16 protein-coding genes and 7 tRNA genes are annotated in these 18690 nt (G+C 40.4%); 19 read left to right on the top strand and 4 right to left on the bottom strand.

Going from position 1 to position 18690, the window contains the following annotated elements:
• Positions 1-269: 269 nt before the first annotated feature.
• Positions 270-1244, top strand: a complete 975-nt coding sequence (gene epmA, locus ED622_RS10290; RefSeq protein ID WP_162922501.1) for an elongation factor P--(R)-beta-lysine ligase — start codon at positions 270-272, stop codon at positions 1242-1244.
• A 16-nt stretch (positions 1245-1260) separates the two neighbouring features.
• Here the strand turns inward: epmA and ED622_RS10285 are convergent, their stop codons facing one another.
• The 3 genes from ED622_RS10285 to rsgA all read right to left on the bottom strand — a co-directional run bounded on the left by ED622_RS10285 (position 1261) and on the right by rsgA (position 4260).
• Entirely contained in the window at positions 1261-2148 is an 888-nt protein-coding gene (locus ED622_RS10285) for a DMT family transporter (RefSeq protein WP_122033779.1), read from the bottom strand.
• A 134-nt stretch (positions 2149-2282) separates the two neighbouring features.
• Complete coding sequence (gene asd / locus ED622_RS10280; RefSeq protein WP_122033778.1) at positions 2283-3146, bottom strand: archaetidylserine decarboxylase; 864 nt, start codon at positions 3144-3146, stop codon at positions 2283-2285.
• A 58-nt stretch (positions 3147-3204) separates the two neighbouring features.
• Positions 3205-4260: a small ribosomal subunit biogenesis GTPase RsgA gene (gene rsgA, locus ED622_RS10275; protein WP_122033777.1), complete on the bottom strand. Its 1056-nt coding sequence runs from the start codon at positions 4258-4260 to the stop codon at positions 3205-3207.
• Between the two features lie 99 nt (positions 4261-4359).
• On the opposite strand from rsgA, the gene orn reads away from it, so the two are divergent.
• The 8 genes from orn to ED622_RS10235 all read left to right on the top strand — a co-directional run bounded on the left by orn (position 4360) and on the right by ED622_RS10235 (position 5930).
• Positions 4360-4905 carry an oligoribonuclease gene (orn, locus tag ED622_RS10270; protein ID WP_122033776.1) on the top strand — a complete coding sequence of 182 codons (546 nt, stop codon included), beginning with the start codon at positions 4360-4362 and terminating at the stop codon, positions 4903-4905.
• Positions 4906-5049: 144 nt separating this feature from the next.
• A tRNA-Gly gene (locus ED622_RS10265) sits at positions 5050-5125 on the top strand.
• A gap of 81 nt (positions 5126-5206) precedes the next feature.
• Positions 5207-5283 (top strand) — tRNA-Met (locus tag ED622_RS10260).
• A gap of 34 nt (positions 5284-5317) precedes the next feature.
• Positions 5318-5393, top strand: a tRNA-Gly gene (locus tag ED622_RS10255).
• Positions 5394-5474: 81 nt separating this feature from the next.
• Positions 5475-5551 (top strand) — tRNA-Met (locus tag ED622_RS10250).
• Between the two features lie 34 nt (positions 5552-5585).
• Positions 5586-5661 (top strand) — tRNA-Gly (locus ED622_RS10245).
• A gap of 81 nt (positions 5662-5742) precedes the next feature.
• Positions 5743-5819, top strand: a tRNA-Met gene (locus ED622_RS10240).
• Between the two features lie 35 nt (positions 5820-5854).
• A tRNA-Gly gene (locus ED622_RS10235) sits at positions 5855-5930 on the top strand.
• 566 nt (positions 5931-6496) lie between these two features.
• Here ED622_RS10235 and queG read toward each other — a convergent pair.
• A complete protein-coding gene (queG, locus tag ED622_RS10230) occupies positions 6497-7609 on the bottom strand; it encodes a tRNA epoxyqueuosine(34) reductase QueG (protein WP_162922508.1) in 1113 nt (370 codons plus the stop codon).
• A gap of 206 nt (positions 7610-7815) precedes the next feature.
• On the opposite strand from queG, the gene tsaE reads away from it, so the two are divergent.
• The 10 genes from tsaE (at position 7816) to ED622_RS10180 (ending at position 18519) form a co-directional block, all read left to right on the top strand.
• Positions 7816-8280, top strand: a complete 465-nt coding sequence (tsaE, locus tag ED622_RS10225; RefSeq protein WP_122033774.1) for a tRNA (adenosine(37)-N6)-threonylcarbamoyltransferase complex ATPase subunit type 1 TsaE — start codon at positions 7816-7818, stop codon at positions 8278-8280.
• Complete coding sequence (locus ED622_RS10220; protein ID WP_122033854.1) at positions 8274-10016, top strand: LysM peptidoglycan-binding domain-containing protein; 1743 nt, start codon at positions 8274-8276, stop codon at positions 10014-10016. Before tsaE ends, ED622_RS10220 begins: the two co-directional genes overlap by 7 nt.
• An 11-nt stretch (positions 10017-10027) precedes the next feature.
• Entirely contained in the window at positions 10028-11965 is a 1938-nt protein-coding gene (gene mutL, locus ED622_RS10215; protein WP_122033773.1) for a DNA mismatch repair endonuclease MutL, read from the top strand.
• Positions 11958-12890, top strand: coding sequence for a tRNA (adenosine(37)-N6)-dimethylallyltransferase MiaA (gene miaA, locus ED622_RS10210; RefSeq protein WP_122033772.1), 933 nt, complete (start codon positions 11958-11960; stop codon positions 12888-12890). The genes mutL and miaA overlap by 8 nt, the downstream gene beginning before the upstream one ends.
• A gap of 103 nt (positions 12891-12993) precedes the next feature.
• Positions 12994-13260 carry an RNA chaperone Hfq gene (gene hfq / locus ED622_RS10205; RefSeq protein ID WP_017022675.1) on the top strand — a complete coding sequence of 89 codons (267 nt, stop codon included), beginning with the start codon at positions 12994-12996 and terminating at the stop codon, positions 13258-13260.
• 44 nt (positions 13261-13304) lie between these two features.
• Positions 13305-14624, top strand: coding sequence for a ribosome rescue GTPase HflX (gene hflX / locus ED622_RS10200; protein ID WP_122033771.1), 1320 nt, complete (start codon positions 13305-13307; stop codon positions 14622-14624).
• An 18-nt stretch (positions 14625-14642) separates the two neighbouring features.
• Positions 14643-15860, top strand: a complete 1218-nt coding sequence (hflK, locus tag ED622_RS10195) for an FtsH protease activity modulator HflK (protein ID WP_122033770.1) — start codon at positions 14643-14645, stop codon at positions 15858-15860.
• Between the two features lie 2 nt (positions 15861-15862).
• On the top strand, positions 15863-16747 hold the full coding sequence (gene hflC / locus ED622_RS10190; RefSeq protein ID WP_122033769.1) for a protease modulator HflC: 885 nt from the start codon (positions 15863-15865) through the stop codon (positions 16745-16747).
• A gap of 91 nt (positions 16748-16838) precedes the next feature.
• Entirely contained in the window at positions 16839-17024 is a 186-nt protein-coding gene (locus ED622_RS10185; RefSeq protein ID WP_060992657.1) for a DUF2065 domain-containing protein, read from the top strand.
• A 178-nt stretch (positions 17025-17202) separates the two neighbouring features.
• On the top strand, positions 17203-18519 hold the full coding sequence (locus tag ED622_RS10180) for an adenylosuccinate synthase (RefSeq protein WP_122033768.1): 1317 nt from the start codon (positions 17203-17205) through the stop codon (positions 18517-18519).
• Positions 18520-18690: the final 171 nt, after the last annotated feature.

Raw genomic sequence — 18690 nt, 5'->3', positions numbered from 1 at the left:
TGTAATAAAAATTGATATGGATAAAGTTTTGTCGTGCAAGTACCACTAATGGGGTGGTTTGTTATGAATAATGTGATCTCCGTCAACTAGTTAAAGCTGTTAATATTCGCCAGTGGTTGTAGGTAAGTTGTTGCTTTATAAGTGATAATGATTCTTATCGGCTTCGTATCCCCTTGATGGGTAAGGGTATTTATAAAGTTAAAAAATAGGTAACCTTAAAATGGGTTATCAGGTATCATTTTGGATAAGTTTTTCTAATGTATAAAATTATGACTAGCCAATCTTGGATGCCTAGTGCATCAATTGAACAATTACACCAACGCGCTGATATTCTTGCTTCGATTCGTTTGTTCTTTTCTGAGCGAAAAGTGATGGAAGTGGATACCCCTGCAATGAGCCATGCCACTGTGACGGACGTGCATCTTCATACTTTCCAAACGGATTTTGTTGGGCCTGGTTATGCTGATGGCGCTCACTTATATTTTATGACCAGCCCTGAGTTTCATATGAAGCGATTATTAGCGGCAGGAAGTGGTGCGATTTACCAAATTAATAAGGCATTTCGTAATGAAGAAGCGGGGCGTTTTCATAACCCTGAATTTACGATGCTGGAATGGTACCAACCAATGTTCGATCATCATCAACTGATGGATGAAATGAATGAACTGCTGATGTTAGTGCTAAAGTGCAATGATTCTGAACGCATGACATATCAAGACGCCTTTATTAAGGTGCTTGGAGTTTGCCCATTAGAGGCTTCTATGGATGAATTAAGAGCAGTTGCAGCTCCGTTGGGACTATCAGATATTGCAGACATTGAAGAAGATAGAGATACATTATTGCAGTTATTATTCAGTATGGGCGTAGAAGAGAAGATTGGTTTAGACGTTCCTGCTTTTGTTTATGATTTTCCGGCGTCTCAAGCGGCTCTTGCTAAGATTAATCCGACGGATCCGCGCGTGGCTGAACGTTTTGAGGTGTACTTTAAAGGGATTGAACTAGCGAATGGTTTTCATGAGCTAGATAATGCCAAAGAACAGCTTGCTCGCTTTAAAGATGACAATGCGAAACGTAAATCAATGGGCTTAATTGAACAGCCGATTGATTATCATTTGATTGCCGCATTAGAAGCAGGGTTTCCTGATTGCGCAGGCGTTGCTCTAGGGATTGATCGTCTTATTATGTTGGCAATGGGAGAAAAGCACATCGATCAAGTGATGGCTTTTCCTTTTGATAGAGCCTAGTTATTTGGATCGTTCATTAGCTGACGATTAATCCGGTACCAATGACCGCTAAAAAAGCACCTAACCAAGCAAAACGGTTAGGTGCTTTTTTTGTATATAGCCACAGTAAAGGCAAGATCATGATGGGAGTCGTTGAAGAGAGTAGGGCGACCATACCTACATTGCCTTTTTGTAGAGCATATAAGATTAAGGTCATGCCGACGGTCATCGCAAGAAATCCGTTTAGTGCCACAATACCAAGAATGCGTAAGTTAATAGGAGTAATTGGGCGTGCCAGAGGGACATTAGTCATTCTTAGTAAACTATGAGCACCAAATGCTGACGCCATTCGAATCGCTGATGCAGCAATAGGATCAGCACTGGTTAACATCACCGGTTTTGCTATTACCCCTCCAAGAGCTTGGCAAAAAGCAGCAAGTAGCCCTAAAAATATGGCTATCCAAATATTGCCTCTGACTTCTTCCCATGTCCCTTGATTATCTGTTTTTTTACCAAAGAAAATGGCAATAGAGACGCCTGAGAAAACAGAAATAGCACCAGCTAGCTCCCAACCTTGTAAGGTTTCATTAAATAGCCAGTAACCAAGGATAGCCGAAAATAGAGCGTGGCATGAGAAGAGTAACCCAGCTTGTCTAGGTCCCATGCGATTAAAGCAGGCAAATAAGGCGGTATCGCCAATGAAAATGCCTATCAAACCTGAAAGCATCATTGGATAAAGGTGAGAAGAATCAATAGAGAGCCAGCCGCCTGTAAACCAAGCGAGCGTGGAGAGCATTATTGTTACGCAGCCCATGCGCCAGCGGCTATAAGCGAATGCACCAAGGTGGCGAGCAGGAGCGACAGATATCATACTTGATAGTGCCCATAAACAAGCAGCGCCAAGTGCTAACCATTCATATCCCATTAATCATTCCGTTGATTGTAATTGTCCATCCCTCCAGATTATCTGAACTGGGCTATTGTTCAACTAAAGAATAAAATAGATAAAAAAATAGCGAACACAAGGTTCGCTATTTTATGATTTATTAATGGATTTAATTATTTTACGATATGCGCAAATGGAGTACCCATACGAGTTGGAGCTCCGTTTTCCATTGATGCATCAAACTTCACTGAGTTTGGTGCAAATAAATTAATAACCGTTGAGCCCAATTTAAAGCGACCCATTTCTTCGCCTTTCTTAAAGCGAATGACATCATCACCGGTTAATGGGTAGTGCCATGTCTTAACTGCTGGTCCTGTCGGTGGCGTTACTGTATCAGCCCATGTTGTTTCAATACTACCAACGATAGTTGCACCAACAAGAACTTGAGCCATTGGGCCAAATTCAGTATCAAAAATACAGACCACACGTTCGTTACGTGCAAATAGGTTTGGTACATTTTCTGCTGTTAATGGATTAACAGAGAAAAGATCACCAGGAACGTAAACCATCTTACGTAATGTAGCATCGCAAGGCATGTGTACACGGTGGTAGTCGCGTGGTGATAAATATAGAGTTGCGAATTCGCCACCCATAAATTCTTCAGCTAAATCTTCATCGCCACCAAGCAGCTCTTGAGCTGAATATACATGACCTTTAGCTTGAACTAATTGACCATCAGTAATCGGGCCAAATTGGCTTACGCATGCATCAGCTGGATGAGAAATAACATTCACATCGTCATCAATTGGGCGAGCGCCATCTTCTAATTCGCGAACAAAAAAGTTGTTGAACGTAGAATATGCTTCTGGATTTGGGTTTTTAGCTTCGTTCATATCAACTTTATATTGTTTGATGAACCACTTAATTACCGCTGTTGTTAACCAACCCATTTTTGCTGATGCTAATTTGCCAGCCAAACGAGTAAGTGCATGTTTTGGGGTTAAATACTGTAACCCAATTTTTAAATTATCTGACACGTTATTTGCCTACTAGTTATCACTTAAGATAGATATTACCACATATTAACATGGTTTATTAATCCGCTTTTTTACTACGAGAAAATTGGCGATTAGCCTTATTCTCAGACATACTTTCAATAATTCGGTGGTAACTTTCAAAGCGAAGTTTAGCTATTTTTCCGTTTGATACCGCTTCTTGAAGAATACAGCCTGGGTCATCTTTATGCGTACAGTCTCTAAATTTGCAACCGCCTAAGAAGTCTTTAAATTCAACAAAAGAAGCTGTTACTTCATCTTTTTCTAAGTGCCATAAGCCAAACTCTCGAACGCCAGGGGAATCAATAAGATCGCCGCCACGAGGGAAATGGTATAAACGTGCAGCGGTTGTTGTGTGCTGCCCAAGTCCGGAGTTTTCAGAAACAAGACCTTCCATTATTTCTAATTCAGGCATTAACGCATTCACTAAACTTGATTTACCCACACCTGATTGACCAACAAAAATATTGATATGGTCTCTTAGCTCTGCTTCAAGCTCTTCTACACCGTAGCCCGACTCTTTACTGACGTATCGAACTTTATAGCCGATGTCTTCATATAAGCTAAGCAGCTGCTTTACATCAGAGAACTCTTTTTCAGAAAGTAAATCCACTTTATTTAAAACGATAAGTGGTTTTATTTTTAGTGTCTCTGAAGCAATAAGGTAGCGGTCAATAATATTTAATGACAACTCAGGAAGGATAGAAGAGACAATGACCATTTGGTCAACGTTGGCTGCAACCGGCTTAATGCCATCGTAATAATCAGGTCGAGTTAACATAGATGTACGTGGCTTAACGGCTTCAACAACACCAGAGATCCCTGCAAGTACTTCGGTACCTGGACGCCAAATAACACGATCGCCTGAGACTAAGCTTTCAATACCTCGACGTAAATTACAACGATGTATCTCTTTGCTTTCTGGATCTTCGATATCCGCATGTTGACCAAAGCGAGTAATTACTAACCCTTCTTTAGCTGCTTCTAACGAGGATTCATCCCACTCGATAGTGGTTTTTATTTTTTCTATACGTTTGCTTTGATTAGAACGTACTCGGCGTACTTGGCCTTTAGTTAGCTTTTTTTTCTTTGCCACGAAATTATTTCACTTGTAAGGTTGGCTTTCAGTTTTATGTTGAAAGATAAATCGGCCCGAGTATCATACCCTTTTTAGTTACAAAATAGGCAATTCTCTATGGCAATTAATGATCAAAACCTGATTTGGGTTGATTTGGAGATGACAGGACTGGATCCTGAAACACATAAAATCATCGAAATCGCATCCATTGTAACTGATGCTCAGCTAAATATTTTAGCAGAAGGGCCTGTTATTGCTATTCATCAGCCAGAAGAAGAATTGGCTAAGATGGATGACTGGTGCACAAATACACATACTAACAGTGGATTAGTCGCTCGTGTAGAAGCAAGTAAATATAATGAAGCGGCAGCGATTGAAGAGACGATTGCTTTTCTTGAACAATGGGTACCAAAAGGTGTGTCACCAATTTGTGGTAACAGCATCGGACAAGATCGTCGTTTCTTATACAAACATATGCCTAAGCTGGAAGAGTATTTTCATTACCGTTATGTGGATGTAAGTACAATTAAAGAGTTAACTCGCCGTTGGAAGCCTGAAGTATTAGACGGTTTTGAAAAGTCAGGTACTCATTTAGCATTGGATGATATTAGAGAGTCGATCGCTGAATTGAAGTATTATCGTCAACATATTTTCACAATCTAGTTCTTTTAGATGAATTGTTGAGCGAAAGTGGCGGATTTTAAAGATTTTTTAGTTTTTTTTCAAAATCCGCTTGCATCATCACGTTTTACTCGTATAATTCGCAGCCTCTGAACGAGGAGCTACTCCTTATCAGAATATCAGTATGCGACACTAGCTCAGCTGGTAGAGCGCAACCTTGCCAAGGTTGAGGTCACGAGTTCGAGCCTCGTGTGTCGCTCCATTTTCTCTTTAAGAGCCTGATGGTTCTTCTCGAAAAGAGAATTTGGTTTATAGTCTCATTGTCTTAAACAATGCATCCGGACGCGGGATGGAGCAGCTTGGTAGCTCGTCGGGCTCATAACCCGAAGGTCGTAGGTTCAAATCCTGCTCCCGCAACCAYATTTAGATTGAATGCTTTATAAGCGTTGATCATGCGACACTAGCTCAGCTGGTAGAGCGCAACCTTGCCAAGGTTGAGGTCACGAGTTCGAGCCTCGTGTGTCGCTCCAATTTCTCTTTAAGAGCCTRATGGTTCTTCTMGAAAAGAGAGTTTGGTTTATAGTCTCATTGTCTTAAACAATGCATCCGGACGCGGGATGGAGCAGCTTGGTAGCTCGTCGGGCTCATAACCCGAAGGTCGTAGGTTCAAATCCTGCTCCCGCAACCACATTTAGATTGAATGCTTTATAAGCGTTGATCATGCGACACTAGCTCAGCTGGTAGAGCGCAACCTTGCCAAGGTTGAGGTCACGAGTTCGAGCCTCGTGTGTCGCTCCAWTTTCTCTTTAAGAGCCTGATGGTTCTTCTCGAAAAGAGARTTTGGTTTATAGTCTCATTGTCTTAAAYAATGCATCCGGACGCGGGATGGAGCAGCTTGGTAGCTCGTCGGGCTCATAACCCGAAGGTCGTAGGTTCAAATCCTGCTCCCGCAACCACATTTAGATTGAATGCTTTATTAAGCGTTGATCATGCGACACTAGCTCAGCTGGTAGAGCGCAACCTTGCCAAGGTTGAGGTCACGAGTTCGAGCCTCGTGTGTCGCTCCAAACAAAATAAAAGCGCTGAATTATATTCAGCGCTTTTATTTTCTTTAAAATTAATGCTGTGAAGCATTAACCCCACGAAAAAATCCCTGCTCTTTAGAATATTCTGATTCCTATAAATTAAAGAATCGAACCGTCTATTTATCTGCATATATTATTGTCTCTTTAATTAGATACAGCCGCAGAGGAACAGTTATATCTGTTAATTACCATATAACTAACAGAGTTATCCACATATTAGTTTTTGTGGATAACTCTGTTAGTTGTTTGGAAATTGCCTTCCAAAAAAGAGTTTAAATAAAGATCTTATTTCTATTTTATGATCGAAGATATTTTGGTGTAACTGTATCTTTATGATAAATAAGTAATTATTGTTTTACATGCATTATTCTTGGTGATTTAAAAGATCTTTTTGCTTGACTTCTTTGATCCTAATCATATTCCTGTCTTGTGTTTAACTTTTCGATTATTCCTATTGTTTACCCTGTCTAATAATCTTTTCCACATTTTTTCGATACACTTCAACTTTATTGACTTAATGAACCGCAGCATAAGGCTTCATGAGTCATTTATGCATCTCTAGGTAAGCCTTTTTCGATAATTCGGATGAGACGTTGTTCTTTTCTATTTGTATTTACTTGTTGAGACTGCTGTTGCTCTATTGCCCAAAGAAGGTGAATATCGAGATTGTCATTAAGCCCAAGGCGCTCATGTAATGCTGCTATGATCATTTCAGAGTGTGGCGCATTACCCATTGCGATTGCGATGTTACGCAGCCATTGGTAATGACCAATACGACGGATTGCAGAGCCTTCCATATTTTTTAAAAAGGTAGGTTCATCCCATGCAAAAAGAGAGAGTAAGTTAGCGTTGTCTAGAGACTCTCTACGATGAAAATCATTTTGTTGTGTTATATCGGCTTCACGGTTCCAAGGACAAACGAGTTGGCAGTCATCACAGCCATAAATTCGATTGCCCATCAATGAACGAAACTCTTCAGGAATAACCTCGCTGTTTTCTATGGTTAAGTAAGAAATACAACGACGGGCGTCAATCACTCCATTTTCTAATATCGCATTTGTCGGGCATGATGTGACACAGGCGGTGCATTTACCACATTGGTTCTCAACAGGGGAATCAACCGGCAGTGGGATATCAACTAAGAGCTCGCCTAAGAAAAACCAAGACCCTGCGTCCTTATCAAGTAGAAGCGAATGTTTTCCGGTCCAACCAAGCCCCGCTTTTTCTGCTAAAGGCCTCTCTAAGATTGGTGCAGAATCAACAAAGGGACGATAACCAAGTTGCTCAACTTCAGCCTCGATTTTTTGACCTAGTTTTTTAAGTTGGTTACGAATGAGTTTGTGGTAATCACGACCGAGCGCATATCGACTGATATAAGCTTGTGTAGGATCGCTTAAATTGCTTGCAAAACCCGCTTGAGGAGGTAAATAATCCATACGGGCACTGATGACTCTAATGGTGCCAGGATGAAGTTCATCGGGTCTTGCTCTCATGACGCCATGACGAGCCATCCAGTCCATAGAGCCATGATAGCCGGCATCAAGCCATTGCTCTAAAGCGGCTTCGTGCTGAGATAAATCAACGTCACAGATCCCAACTTTTTGAAAGCCGAGTTCTTGTGCCCATAGTTTGATGTTATTTGCGAGTGCTTGATAATCGATATTCACAGAGAGAGTACATTTTTTTATTACAGTATTATGAGTAAAAGTTTATCATATAGGATTGATAAGACGTACTTCAATGAACTCAAAAGACATTGAATCAACGCAACCTATGCGAACTTGTGTGTAAATATTCAGCAAATAAATTGTGAATCTGATACCAAGTCCATCAATTTAGACAATTAAAATAGTGAAATTAGTGAATAATGGAACGCTTTGAATTTAATTTAGCTACTGAAGACGACACGGTTGAATTTGGTAGACAGCTCTCTCAAGCTTGTACTCAACAAACCACCATCTATTTACATGGTGATCTTGGCGCTGGTAAAACAACCTTTAGTCGAGGCTTTATTCGTTCATTAGGTCATGTTGGTAATGTAAAAAGCCCAACATATACCTTAGTTGAACCTTATGAATTGGATAAATGGCAAGTGTATCATTTTGATCTGTATCGTTTGGCTGATCCTGAAGAACTCGAGTTTATGGGGATCCGTGATTACTTTACTGATGATGCAATTTGTTTAGTTGAGTGGCCAGAAAGAGGGGAAGGGTTATTACCAAGTCCTGATATTGATATTGATATTCGCTATGATGGTGAAGCTCGTCATGTTGTGATCACGGGTAATAATGAGTATGGATGTGGTTTAGTACAGCGGTTGGATTTGTGTTAATCGGTAAATATTTTAGAGTTATTTGGTATGCGCTATTTGTTGTTTTATCAACAAGTAGCTTTTTTGTGTCTGCTAATACCCTCGAGGGAATTCGAGTTTGGCCATCGCCAGATGAAACTCGCATAGTTATAGATCTAAACTCAGAAGCTAACTATAGCTATTTTACGCTTAGTAGCCCTTATCGTTTAGTGGTTGATCTTAAAAATACCAATGTAAAAGCAAAACTACCACTTACCGTTAGTGATAGTAAGGTGTTATCAAAAATAAGAAAGAGCTCTGCGCCATCAAAAGGGACGACTCGACTTGTTTTTGAATTAAAACATTCCGTTACAGCAGAGATTTTTAAATTAGCACCAACTCCTGGTGGCCAGTATGGACACCGTTTAGTAATGGATTTACCTCATAAATCTAAAGGAAATTCAAAACCAGTTCAAAGTAAACCTACCGCTTCTTCAAAACCAATTATTAATTCCCAAGCCAATCAAATTATTGGAAGTGGTGAGATTATTATTGCCATTGATGCTGGACATGGTGGGGAAGATCCTGGTTCTATTGGACCGACAAGAAAATATGAGAAGCATGCAACTCTCGCTATATCAAAGAAAGTGGTCGCGCAAATTAATGCTCAACCGGGCATGAGAGCAATACTTACTCGTAGCGGTGATTACTTTGTTAATTTAAACCAACGAACTGAATTAGCGAGAAAAAATAGAGCTCACTTTTTAGTGTCGATCCATGCCGATAGTTTTAGCTCTCCAAAGCCACGAGGTGGTTCTGTTTTTGTGTTAAATACACGTCGTGCAAATACCGAAATTGGTCGCTGGGTAGAGAAACATGAGAAGCAATCAGAGCTTTTAGGAGGCGCAGGAGATGTGCTATCTAAAAATAATAAAGACAGAAACGTAAGCCAAACTATTTTAGATATGCAGTTTCAAAACTCAACGGAAGAAGGCTATAAATTAGCGGTTAATGTACTTTCTGAAATGGGTAAAGTGATTAAACTGCATAAATCTAAACCTGCACATGCGAGTTTGGCTGTCTTGAAATCACCAGATATTCCATCAATCTTAATTGAAACGGGTTTTATGTCGAACCCTACTGAAGAGAAGCAACTGTTCCAGCGTGCTCATCAGGATAAGATTGCTCGAGCGATCTCAAGGGCTATTACTCGTTACTTTAAAGATAACCCTCCGCAAGGTACTTTGCTGGCAGCAAAAGGACAGGAGCAGAAACACAAAGTACGCTCTGGTGAATCACTGTCAGTTATCGCGAAAAAGTACGGCACCACGACGGCCAAGCTAAAAAGTGCCAATAAGCTTAAGAGTACTGGTTTAGCGGTAGGGCAAGTACTGATAATTCCAAGTAATAAACCTGTGTATGTTGCTCCGAAAGCGACGACATCAAAAGCGACAACATCAAGTTCAACGCAAGCTCGTACGATTATTACTCATAAAGTACGTTCTGGTGAATACTTAGGAAAAATTGCATCTAGGTATAAAGTATCAACCAGTAGCATTCGCTCATTAAATAGATTGAAGTCAGATACCTTATTTGTCGGTCAAAAATTGAAAGTGAGTATTGTTGCGCCAGTTAAGAAACATACGGTGAAACGTGGTGAGTTCTTAGGTAAAATTGCGACTAAATATGGAGTGTCTGTATCCAGTCTTAGAAAGGCCAATAAATTACGTTCAGATGAATTGGCAATCGGACAGGTACTCGTTATACCAACCAGTTAAAGGACAGGGTTATGCCAATTCAAATCTTACCAGCTCGATTAGCCAACCAAATTGCGGCGGGTGAGGTTGTAGAGCGCCCTGCTTCTGTTGTAAAAGAGCTTGTCGAAAACAGTATCGATGCGGGGGCGACTCGCATCGATATTGAGATTGAAAAAGGCGGCAGTAAGTTAATTCGTATCCGTGATAACGGGTTTGGTATCGCAAAAGATGAATTAACCCTCGCTTTAAGTCGACATGCGACCTCAAAAATAACCACTCTTGATGATCTAGAAGCCATTGTTAGTCTTGGTTTTCGTGGTGAAGCGCTTGCTTCGATCAGCTCAGTTTCTCGCCTAACGTTAACCTCTCGAACCGTTGCTCAAGAAGAAGCATGGTCAGCGTATGCTGAAGGTCGAGATATGACGGTAAAGTTAAAACCAGCAGCTCACCCAATTGGTACGACTATCGATGTGGTTGATCTTTTCTTTAATACTCCAGCTCGTCGAAAATTCCTCCGAACAGAAAAAACGGAATTCACTCATATTGATGAGCTATTAAAGCGAATAGCCTTGAGTCGATTGGATATTACGATCAATCTGCGTCATAACGGCAAACAAATTCGTCAATATCGAGCGGCTCAAACGAAAGTTCAAGTTGAAAAGCGCCTTGCTGCGGTATGTGGTTCTAATTTTCTACAGCATGCATTAGAAGTTGAACTGGAGCATGGTGAACTTAAATTTCATGGTTGGATTTCTGCACCAGAAGGGGCGCGAGCACAAGGTGATATCCAATACTGTTATGTGAATGGCCGTATGATGAAAGATAAGTTAATCAATCATGCTATTCGACAAGGTTATGAATCGTCTCTACTAGCCAATCAATATGCGGCATATATTCTATTTATTGAGATTAGTCCTCATGATGTCGATGTGAATGTTCATCCTGCAAAACATGAAGTGCGTTTTCATCAAGCTCGCTTAGTGCATGATTTTATCTATCAAGCGATTTATGGTGCATTACAGCAAAGTGCAAGCTTGTCGAATATGCCAATGAGTGAATTGACTCATGACCATGAAGTCGAATCTGAAATCGTTATACCTAACAACAAAGAAACGTATTTTCCGCCAATGAAAGAGTACGTTCGTCAACCGTATCAAGAGAGTATTGATAAGACGGAACAATTAAGAAAGGCGGTAGATTCGACACCAAGTTATCCAAATAAAGCCCCCTCAGATTCTTGGGTTTCTAATAAGCCTTCTCAAAAAGAGCTGAACACGTATAAGGCATTATTAAGCCCTGCTAATGAAAGCAAAGCTTCGTTATATAATCAGGTAAAAGAAGCTCGCTTAAATCAAGTTGTGCCAGAGATTGTTGAGAAGTGTGTACCTATGGTTTCGGCTACTTCAAATGAAGCGGCCCCTCTTGGTAAAGTATTAACGATTGTTGAGAAGGTCTTTGCCTTGCTACAGCAAGATGGGCAATTGCAATTATTGGACTTGCGATATGCTGAATTTGTAAAAAGTTATGGCCAGTTAAACAGTGTTCATTTTGAACCTTTGAAGGCTCAACCGTTATTAATACCTATCTCGATTGGTATAGAAGAAGAAATTTGTAATAAAGTATTGGATTATGCTTTATTCTTGAAACCTCTTGGTATTGATCTTAAAGTAAAAAACAAGACAAATATAATCGTTATGGCGGTTTGTCAGCCGATTAGACAGCAGAATTTACAACAATTGATCCCGAATCTGTTAAGGTATCTAGATAGCATTAACCCATCACTTGAACAGGTGATAATTTGGCTTTCTCATCAAATTCAGCATGAAGAAGCCAGTTACAGTACCGCTCAGGCGATACAGCTAGTGATGGAATTAGAACAGTTATGGGGAAGTGAACTACCCAAGTTTAATAAAAAACTGTTAAAAAATATCGATATTACTCAAGCGGTACAAGCATTTAGTCATGAATAAAGCATTACCTCAAGCCATCTTTTTGATGGGACCAACAGCATCAGGAAAGACAAACTTAGCAATTGAATTGCGAAAACGTTTTCCTGTAGAGTTGATAAGCGTAGACTCAGCCCTTATCTATAAGGGAATGGATATTGGTACGGCAAAACCAAATGAAGAGGAACTTTTACAGGCTCCTCATCGTCTTATTGATATTCTTGACCCAAAAGAGAGCTATTCAGTGGCTGACTTTCGTCGTGATGCCCTGAAAGAAATGGATGACATTGTTGCTCAAGGAAAGATACCTTTATTGGTTGGTGGTACCATGTTGTACTACAAAGCGCTACTTGAAGGTCTTTCACCATTACCAGCAGCGGATGCTGATATTAGAGCTCAAATTGAGCAAGAAGCGGTGCAATTTGGATGGGAAGCAATGCATGATCAATTAAAAACAATTGATCCTGTATCGGCAGAGAGAATTCATCCAAATGATCCACAACGACTTTCCCGAGCGTTGGAAGTATTTCGAATTTCGGGTAAAACTTTAACAGAATTAACCCAGATTAAAGGTGATCCTCTACCTTATGAAGTGCATCAATTTGCGATAGCACCGAAAGAGAGAGCGGAAATTCACCGTCGAATTGAACTGCGTTTCAAGATGATGATGGACGCCGGTTTTGAAGCAGAGGCTCGTACCTTGTATGAGCGCGATGATCTTCATGCTGACCTTCCTTCTATTCGTTGCGTAGGTTATCGACAAATGTGGGACTATTTTGATGGGGAGGGTACATTAGATGACGCGATTTTCCGCGGCGTGTGCGCTACTCGTCAATTAGCCAAGCGACAAATCACCTGGCTACGTAGCTGGAAAGAACTAACTTGGCTGGATAGTGATGACATTGATGGTGCCCTACATATGATCTCTGATCGTTTAGAGAAAAAATAAGCACAAAAACGTATCAATGTTGTTTAACTTCAGAGCATTTAGTCATAAGCTAAAGACTAATAGCTAAATAAAATTACAATTACAAACCAAAAAGGAAAAAAAAATGGCTAAAGGGCAATCTTTGCAAGACCCATTTTTGAATGCGCTGCGTCGTGAAAGGATTCCAGTGTCTATCTATTTAGTGAATGGGATTAAATTACAGGGACAAATCGAATCATTTGATCAATTTGTTATCCTATTGAAGAACACAGTAAACCAGATGGTATATAAGCATGCGATCTCTACTGTAGTTCCAGCTCGTGCTGTAAGCCATCACACTGCAAGTGATCGCCCACAAGGCGAGCGTCCACAAGAAACAACGGAAGAATAGTCCTATTCTATTATTGAATAGAGGGTCTATTAAGGAGTTAATGCTTGTTTGACCGTTATGAATCCGGTGAACAGGCTGTTCTTGTGCATATTAACTTCACTTATGAAGGGGAGTTAGAAGATCTCGACGAATGTAAGATGTTGGTATCTTCTGCGGGGGTAAACACATTAAGTGTTGTGACGGGAACCCGTCAATCTCCACTCCCTAAATATTATGTAGGTGAGGGTAAGGCACTAGAAATTGCCGATGCTGTTCGAGCTAATAATGCGGATATCGTGATTTTTAATCATGCACTGTCCCCTGCTCAAGAACGAAATTTAGAACAAATATGTCAATGTCGAGTAATAGACCGTACAGGTCTAATACTGGATATATTTGCTCAACGTGCGCGAACCTATGAAGGTAAGTTGCAGGTTGAATTAGCACAATTACGTCATATATCTACTCGGTTGATCCGCGGATGGACACACCTTGAACGTCAAAAAGGCGGAATTGGTTTACGTGGTCCCGGTGAAACTCAATTAGAAACCGATAGACGATTATTGCGAGATCGTATCAAAGCAATTCTACGTCGATTAGGTAAAGTTGCAAAGCAGCGAGAGCAAGGTCGCCGAGCAAGGCTCCGAGCTGAAATTCCAACCATTTCGTTAGTCGGATACACCAACGCAGGGAAATCTACGTTATTTAATCGAATTACCGAAGCTGGGGTTTACGCCGCTGACCAATTATTTGCAACACTCGATCCTACATTGCGTAAGATTGATGTCGCTGATGTTGGTACTTCAATACTTGCAGATACGGTAGGGTTCATTCGTCATTTACCACATGATCTTGTTGCTGCTTTTAAGGCGACATTACAAGAAACGCAAGAAGCAAATATCTTGTTACATGTTGTTGATGCCAGTGATGAGCGTTTTCGTGAGAATATTGAAGCAGTAGATATTGTTCTTGAAGAGATTGATGCCCATGAGGTGCCTTATCTTCTCGTAATGAATAAAATTGATAGCTTAGAAGATCAACAGCCACGAATCGAACGTGATGAGGAGGGAGTTCCTCGATGTGTTTGGGTTTCAGCAATGGAAGGCCAAGGCATTGAATTACTTTTTCAAGCATTAACGGAACGATTAGCTGGGCAGATGGTAATGCATACATTGCAGCTACCTCCAGAGTCGGTTGGACGTCTTCGAAGTAAATTCTTTCAAATGCAAAGCATTATAAAAGAAGAATATCAGGATGATGGCAGCTTGCTTCTCGATGTACGTATGCAGCAAGTTGATTGGTCTAAGTTAGAAAAACGTGAAGAGACTCCATTAAGTAATTTTATTATTACTAATGAGAGTTCACAGAATTCTTTGTCTTCATAATTACTTTGGAGTTTTCTAATGGCGTGGAATGAGCCTGGAAATAACAACAATAATAATGGCGGCGGCGATAATAAAGACCCTTGGGGTAATAAAAATCGTGGCGGTCGTGATCAAGGTCCACCAGATCTTGATGAAGTTTTTAATAAACTAAGCCAAAAACTGAGCGGTAAGTTCGGTGGTGGCAATAAAGGCGGAAACAATAAAGGTGGTAGCGGTTTACCTTCATTTGGCAATGGCGGCGCAATTGGCTTAGGTCTTATTGCAGTAGTTGCTATTGGTATTTGGGTATTCTCTGGCTTCTACACTATTGGTGAGAGTGAGCGCGGTGTCGTTTTACGTTTAGGTAAATACGATCGTATGGTTGATCCAGGTCTAAACTGGAAACCAACATTTATTGACCAAGTGACGCCTGTAAACATTCAATCAATTCGTTCATTAAACTCAAAAGGCTTAATGCTAACGAAAGATGAGAACGTTGTAACTGTTGAAATGGGTGTTCAGTACCGTGTTGCTGATGCAAGAAAATACCTATTCACAGTAACTAATGCAGATGACAGCTTACGCCAAGCAACTGACTCTGCACTACGTGCCGTTATTGGTGATGCGAAGATGGATGATATTTTGACCAGTGGTCGTCAAGTTATCCGTCAACGTACGCAAGAAACACTGAATCGTATTATTGATAAATACGATATGGGTTTGATTGTTGTTGATGTCAACTTCCAACTAGCTCGTCCGCCAGAGCAAGTAAAAGCATCATTTGATGATGCGATTGCAGCTCGAGAAGATGAAGAGCGTTTCATTCGTGAAGCTGAGGCCTACAGCAATGATATTCTTCCAAAAGCAACAGGTCGTGCTGAGCGTTTGAAGAAAGAGGCTCAAGGTTATACAGAGCGTACAGTCAACGAAGCGATTGGTCAGATTGCACAGTTTGAAAAACTATTGCCTGAATACAATAGAGCACCTGAAGTTACTCGTACTCGTTTGTACCTAGATACAATGGAACGAGTATACGGTAATACAAGTAAGGTTCTGATTGATTCTGAATCAAATGGTAACTTGTTATATCTTCCACTAGATAAAATTACAGGTAATCAGCAAGGTTCAGTGAAGTCATCTCCTAAAACATCAACATCATCATCTAAGAATTATGATTTTGAGTTAGAGAAGAATGGACAGCCAGATTCAAAGACTAATACTACTGGTCGTAACTCAACTCGTGAAGGGAGATATTAATCATGCGTAAGTTAATGATCCCAACGCTTATCGTTGTTATCGCTATTTTCTTAATGTCACTGTTTGTGATCCCAGAAGGCGAGCGCGGTATTGTTACTCGATTTGGTCGTTTGATTAAAGACAATAACGAAATTACACGTATCTACGAACCTGGTTTGCATTTTAAAATGCCAATGTTCGATCGCGTTAATACGTTAGATGCTCGTATTCAAACAATGGATGATCAATCAGACCGTTTTGTAACTTCTGAGAAAAAAGACGTTATTATCGATTCATACGTGAAATGGAAGATCAAAGATTTTGGTCAATTCTACTTAGCGACTGGCGGTGGTAATATTCTAACAGCAGAGTCACTATTACAACGTCGTGTATCTGATGGCTTACGAGCTGAAATCGGTAGTAAAACGGTGAAAGAGATCGTTTCTGAGAAACGTGAACAAGTAATGGCAACTGTACTTCTTGATTCTCAAGAAGGCACGGGTGACTTAGGTATTGAAGTGATTGATTTACGAATCAAGAAAATCAACCTACCAGAAGAAATCTCTGAATCGATTTACCGTCGTATGCGTGCAGAACGTGAAGCGGTTGCTCGTAAGCTACGTTCTCAAGGTCGTGAAAAAGCAGAAGTAATTCGTGCTCAATCAGAACTTGAAGTAGCAACGATCATTGCAGAAGCGGATAAGACAGCACAGATTACTCGTGGTGATGCGGATGCGAAAGTCGCAAAACTGTATGCTGATACGTTTAATAAAGAGCCTGAGTTCTTTAGCTTTATTCGTTCATTGAAAGCATATGAGAGATCATTTAACAGCAAGAATGACATCTTAGTACTTGATCCTAAGACTGACTTCTTCAAATACATGAATGATCCAAAAGGTGCGAAATAAGTCTAGTTTTAGATTTTAATTCATCTTAATTAACAAGGTCCTGCGGGGCCTTGTTTTGTTTCTGCTAGGTAGATATTTGAAGAGGTAAGTGATGAGTAATGCGATATGGTTAGCGATTGGTGGTGTACTTATTGTTGAGGGATTAGGTCCTTTAATTGCTCCCAATGGATGGCGTAATATGGTGGCTCAGTTGAGTGAGCAACCAGATAATACTTTACGACGCATTGGCGGTTGTTTAGTGGTGGCTGGTGTTGTTATCTGTAGTGTGATGCTTTGAATTTTACGATAAATGTAAAGTCATAAACTTGTTTTTGATTTTATTGAGAAAATAAATGATAAATTTGTTTATATTGACAGCGCTTTATTGTGAAAGTGAGATTTCGCTTAAAAATAAATGAAACATTTGTCTATCAATGCTAGAATCCATTTTTAACTAACAAGCAGACTTTGGAAAGATGGGAAATAACGTAGTCGTTCTGGGCACCCAATGGGGTGACGAAGGTAAAGGTAAAATAGTAGACCTTTTAACTGAAGATGCAAAGTATGTGGTTCGCTATCAAGGCGGTCACAATGCAGGCCATACTCTAGTTATCGACGGTGAAAAAACCGTTCTACACTTAATTCCATCAGGTATCTTACGTAATAATGTTGAATGCATTATTGGTAATGGCGTAGTACTTTCACCTGATGCTTTACTAAAAGAAATGGCGCCACTTGAAGCGCGCGGTATTCCAGTTCGTGAACGCCTATTCATTTCTGAAGCTTGTCCTCTAATTCTTCCTTATCACGTAGCGCTAGACCAAGCGCGTGAAATCGCACGTGGTAACAAAGCAATTGGTACAACTGGTCGTGGTATCGGTCCTGCGTACGAAGATAAAGTATCTCGTCGTGGCCTACGTGTTGGCGATCTGTTTGATAAAGTTGCTTTTGCAGAGAAACTAAAAGAAGTAATGGAATACCATAACTTCGCATTAGTTAACTACTACAAAGTAGACGCTGTAAGCTATGAAGAAGTTCTTGAGCAAGCAATGAGCTATGCTGATTTACTTACTTCAATGGTTATTGATGTTACTGATACTCTTGATGCTGCACGTAAGCGTGGCGACAAGATTATGTTTGAGGGTGCTCAAGGTACACTTCTAGACATCGACCACGGTACTTACCCTTATGTAACGTCTTCTAACACGACTGCTGGCGGTGTTGCTGCTGGTTCTGGTTTTGGTCCTCGTCACTTAGGTTATATCCTAGGTATTACCAAAGCATACTGTACTCGTGTTGGTTCAGGTCCATTCCCTACAGAGCTATATGACGGTCTAGAAAAACAAGACCCAGTTGGTAAGCACTTAGGCGATGTTGGTCATGAATTTGGCGCAACAACAGGCCGTTTACGCCGTACTGGTTGGTTCGATGCCGTTGCTATGCGTCGTGCAATTCAAATCAACTCACTATCTGGTATGTGTCTAACTAAGCTAGACGTATTAGATGGCCTAGAAGAACTTAAAATCTGTACTGGTTACAAGATGAATAACGGTTCTGTACTAGAAGTTTCTCCAATGGCTGCTGAAGCATTTGAAGAAGCAACACCAGTATACGAAACTATGCCTGGTTGGTCTGAAAACACATTTGGTGCGAAAACAATTGAAGAGCTTCCACAAGCTGCTCTAAATTACGTTAAGCGTATCGAAGAGTTAACAGGCGTGCCTATTGATATTATCTCTACTGGTCCAGACCGTAACGAGACAATCATCAAAGTACACCCATTCCAGGCGTAATCGCTTAGAGAATGAAGAAAAACCAGCTCATGTAGCTGGTTTTTTTATATCTGTTGTTTTAGCCCCTAGCCCTTACCTCTTCCCCATTAAGCTTCTAAATTTCATTTAATCAACAACTTATAAAGTATGGGCAAAAAATTGCCACTTAGGGCAAATTTTGTCTAAAGAACT

It is taken from the genome of Aliivibrio sp. EL58, assembly GCF_900312675.1.
In the GTDB taxonomy this organism is placed as follows: Bacteria; Pseudomonadota; Gammaproteobacteria; order Enterobacterales; family Vibrionaceae; genus Aliivibrio.
The sequence above is the reverse complement of the archived record's forward strand: the minus strand, read 5'-3'. Positions and strand labels throughout refer to the sequence as shown.

Coding starts and splice junctions, on each gene's coding strand:
- hflC (WP_122033769.1), top strand. CDS start 15,863: ATGCGTAAGTTAATGATCCCAACGCTTATCGTTGTTATCGCTATTTTC.
- orn (WP_122033776.1), top strand. CDS start 4,360: ATGGCAATTAATGATCAAAACCTGATTTGGGTTGATTTGGAGATGACA.
- epmA (WP_162922501.1), top strand. CDS start 270: ATGACTAGCCAATCTTGGATGCCTAGTGCATCAATTGAACAATTACAC.
- tsaE (WP_122033774.1), top strand. CDS start 7,816: ATGGAACGCTTTGAATTTAATTTAGCTACTGAAGACGACACGGTTGAA.
- ED622_RS10185 (WP_060992657.1), top strand. CDS start 16,839: ATGAGTAATGCGATATGGTTAGCGATTGGTGGTGTACTTATTGTTGAG.
- hfq (WP_017022675.1), top strand. CDS start 12,994: ATGGCTAAAGGGCAATCTTTGCAAGACCCATTTTTGAATGCGCTGCGT.
- miaA (WP_122033772.1), top strand. CDS start 11,958: ATGAATAAAGCATTACCTCAAGCCATCTTTTTGATGGGACCAACAGCA.
- hflK (WP_122033770.1), top strand. CDS start 14,643: ATGGCGTGGAATGAGCCTGGAAATAACAACAATAATAATGGCGGCGGC.
- mutL (WP_122033773.1), top strand. CDS start 10,028: ATGCCAATTCAAATCTTACCAGCTCGATTAGCCAACCAAATTGCGGCG.
- ED622_RS10180 (WP_122033768.1), top strand. CDS start 17,203: ATGGGAAATAACGTAGTCGTTCTGGGCACCCAATGGGGTGACGAAGGT.
- ED622_RS10285 (WP_122033779.1), bottom strand. CDS start 2,148: ATGGGATATGAATGGTTAGCACTTGGCGCTGCTTGTTTATGGGCACTA.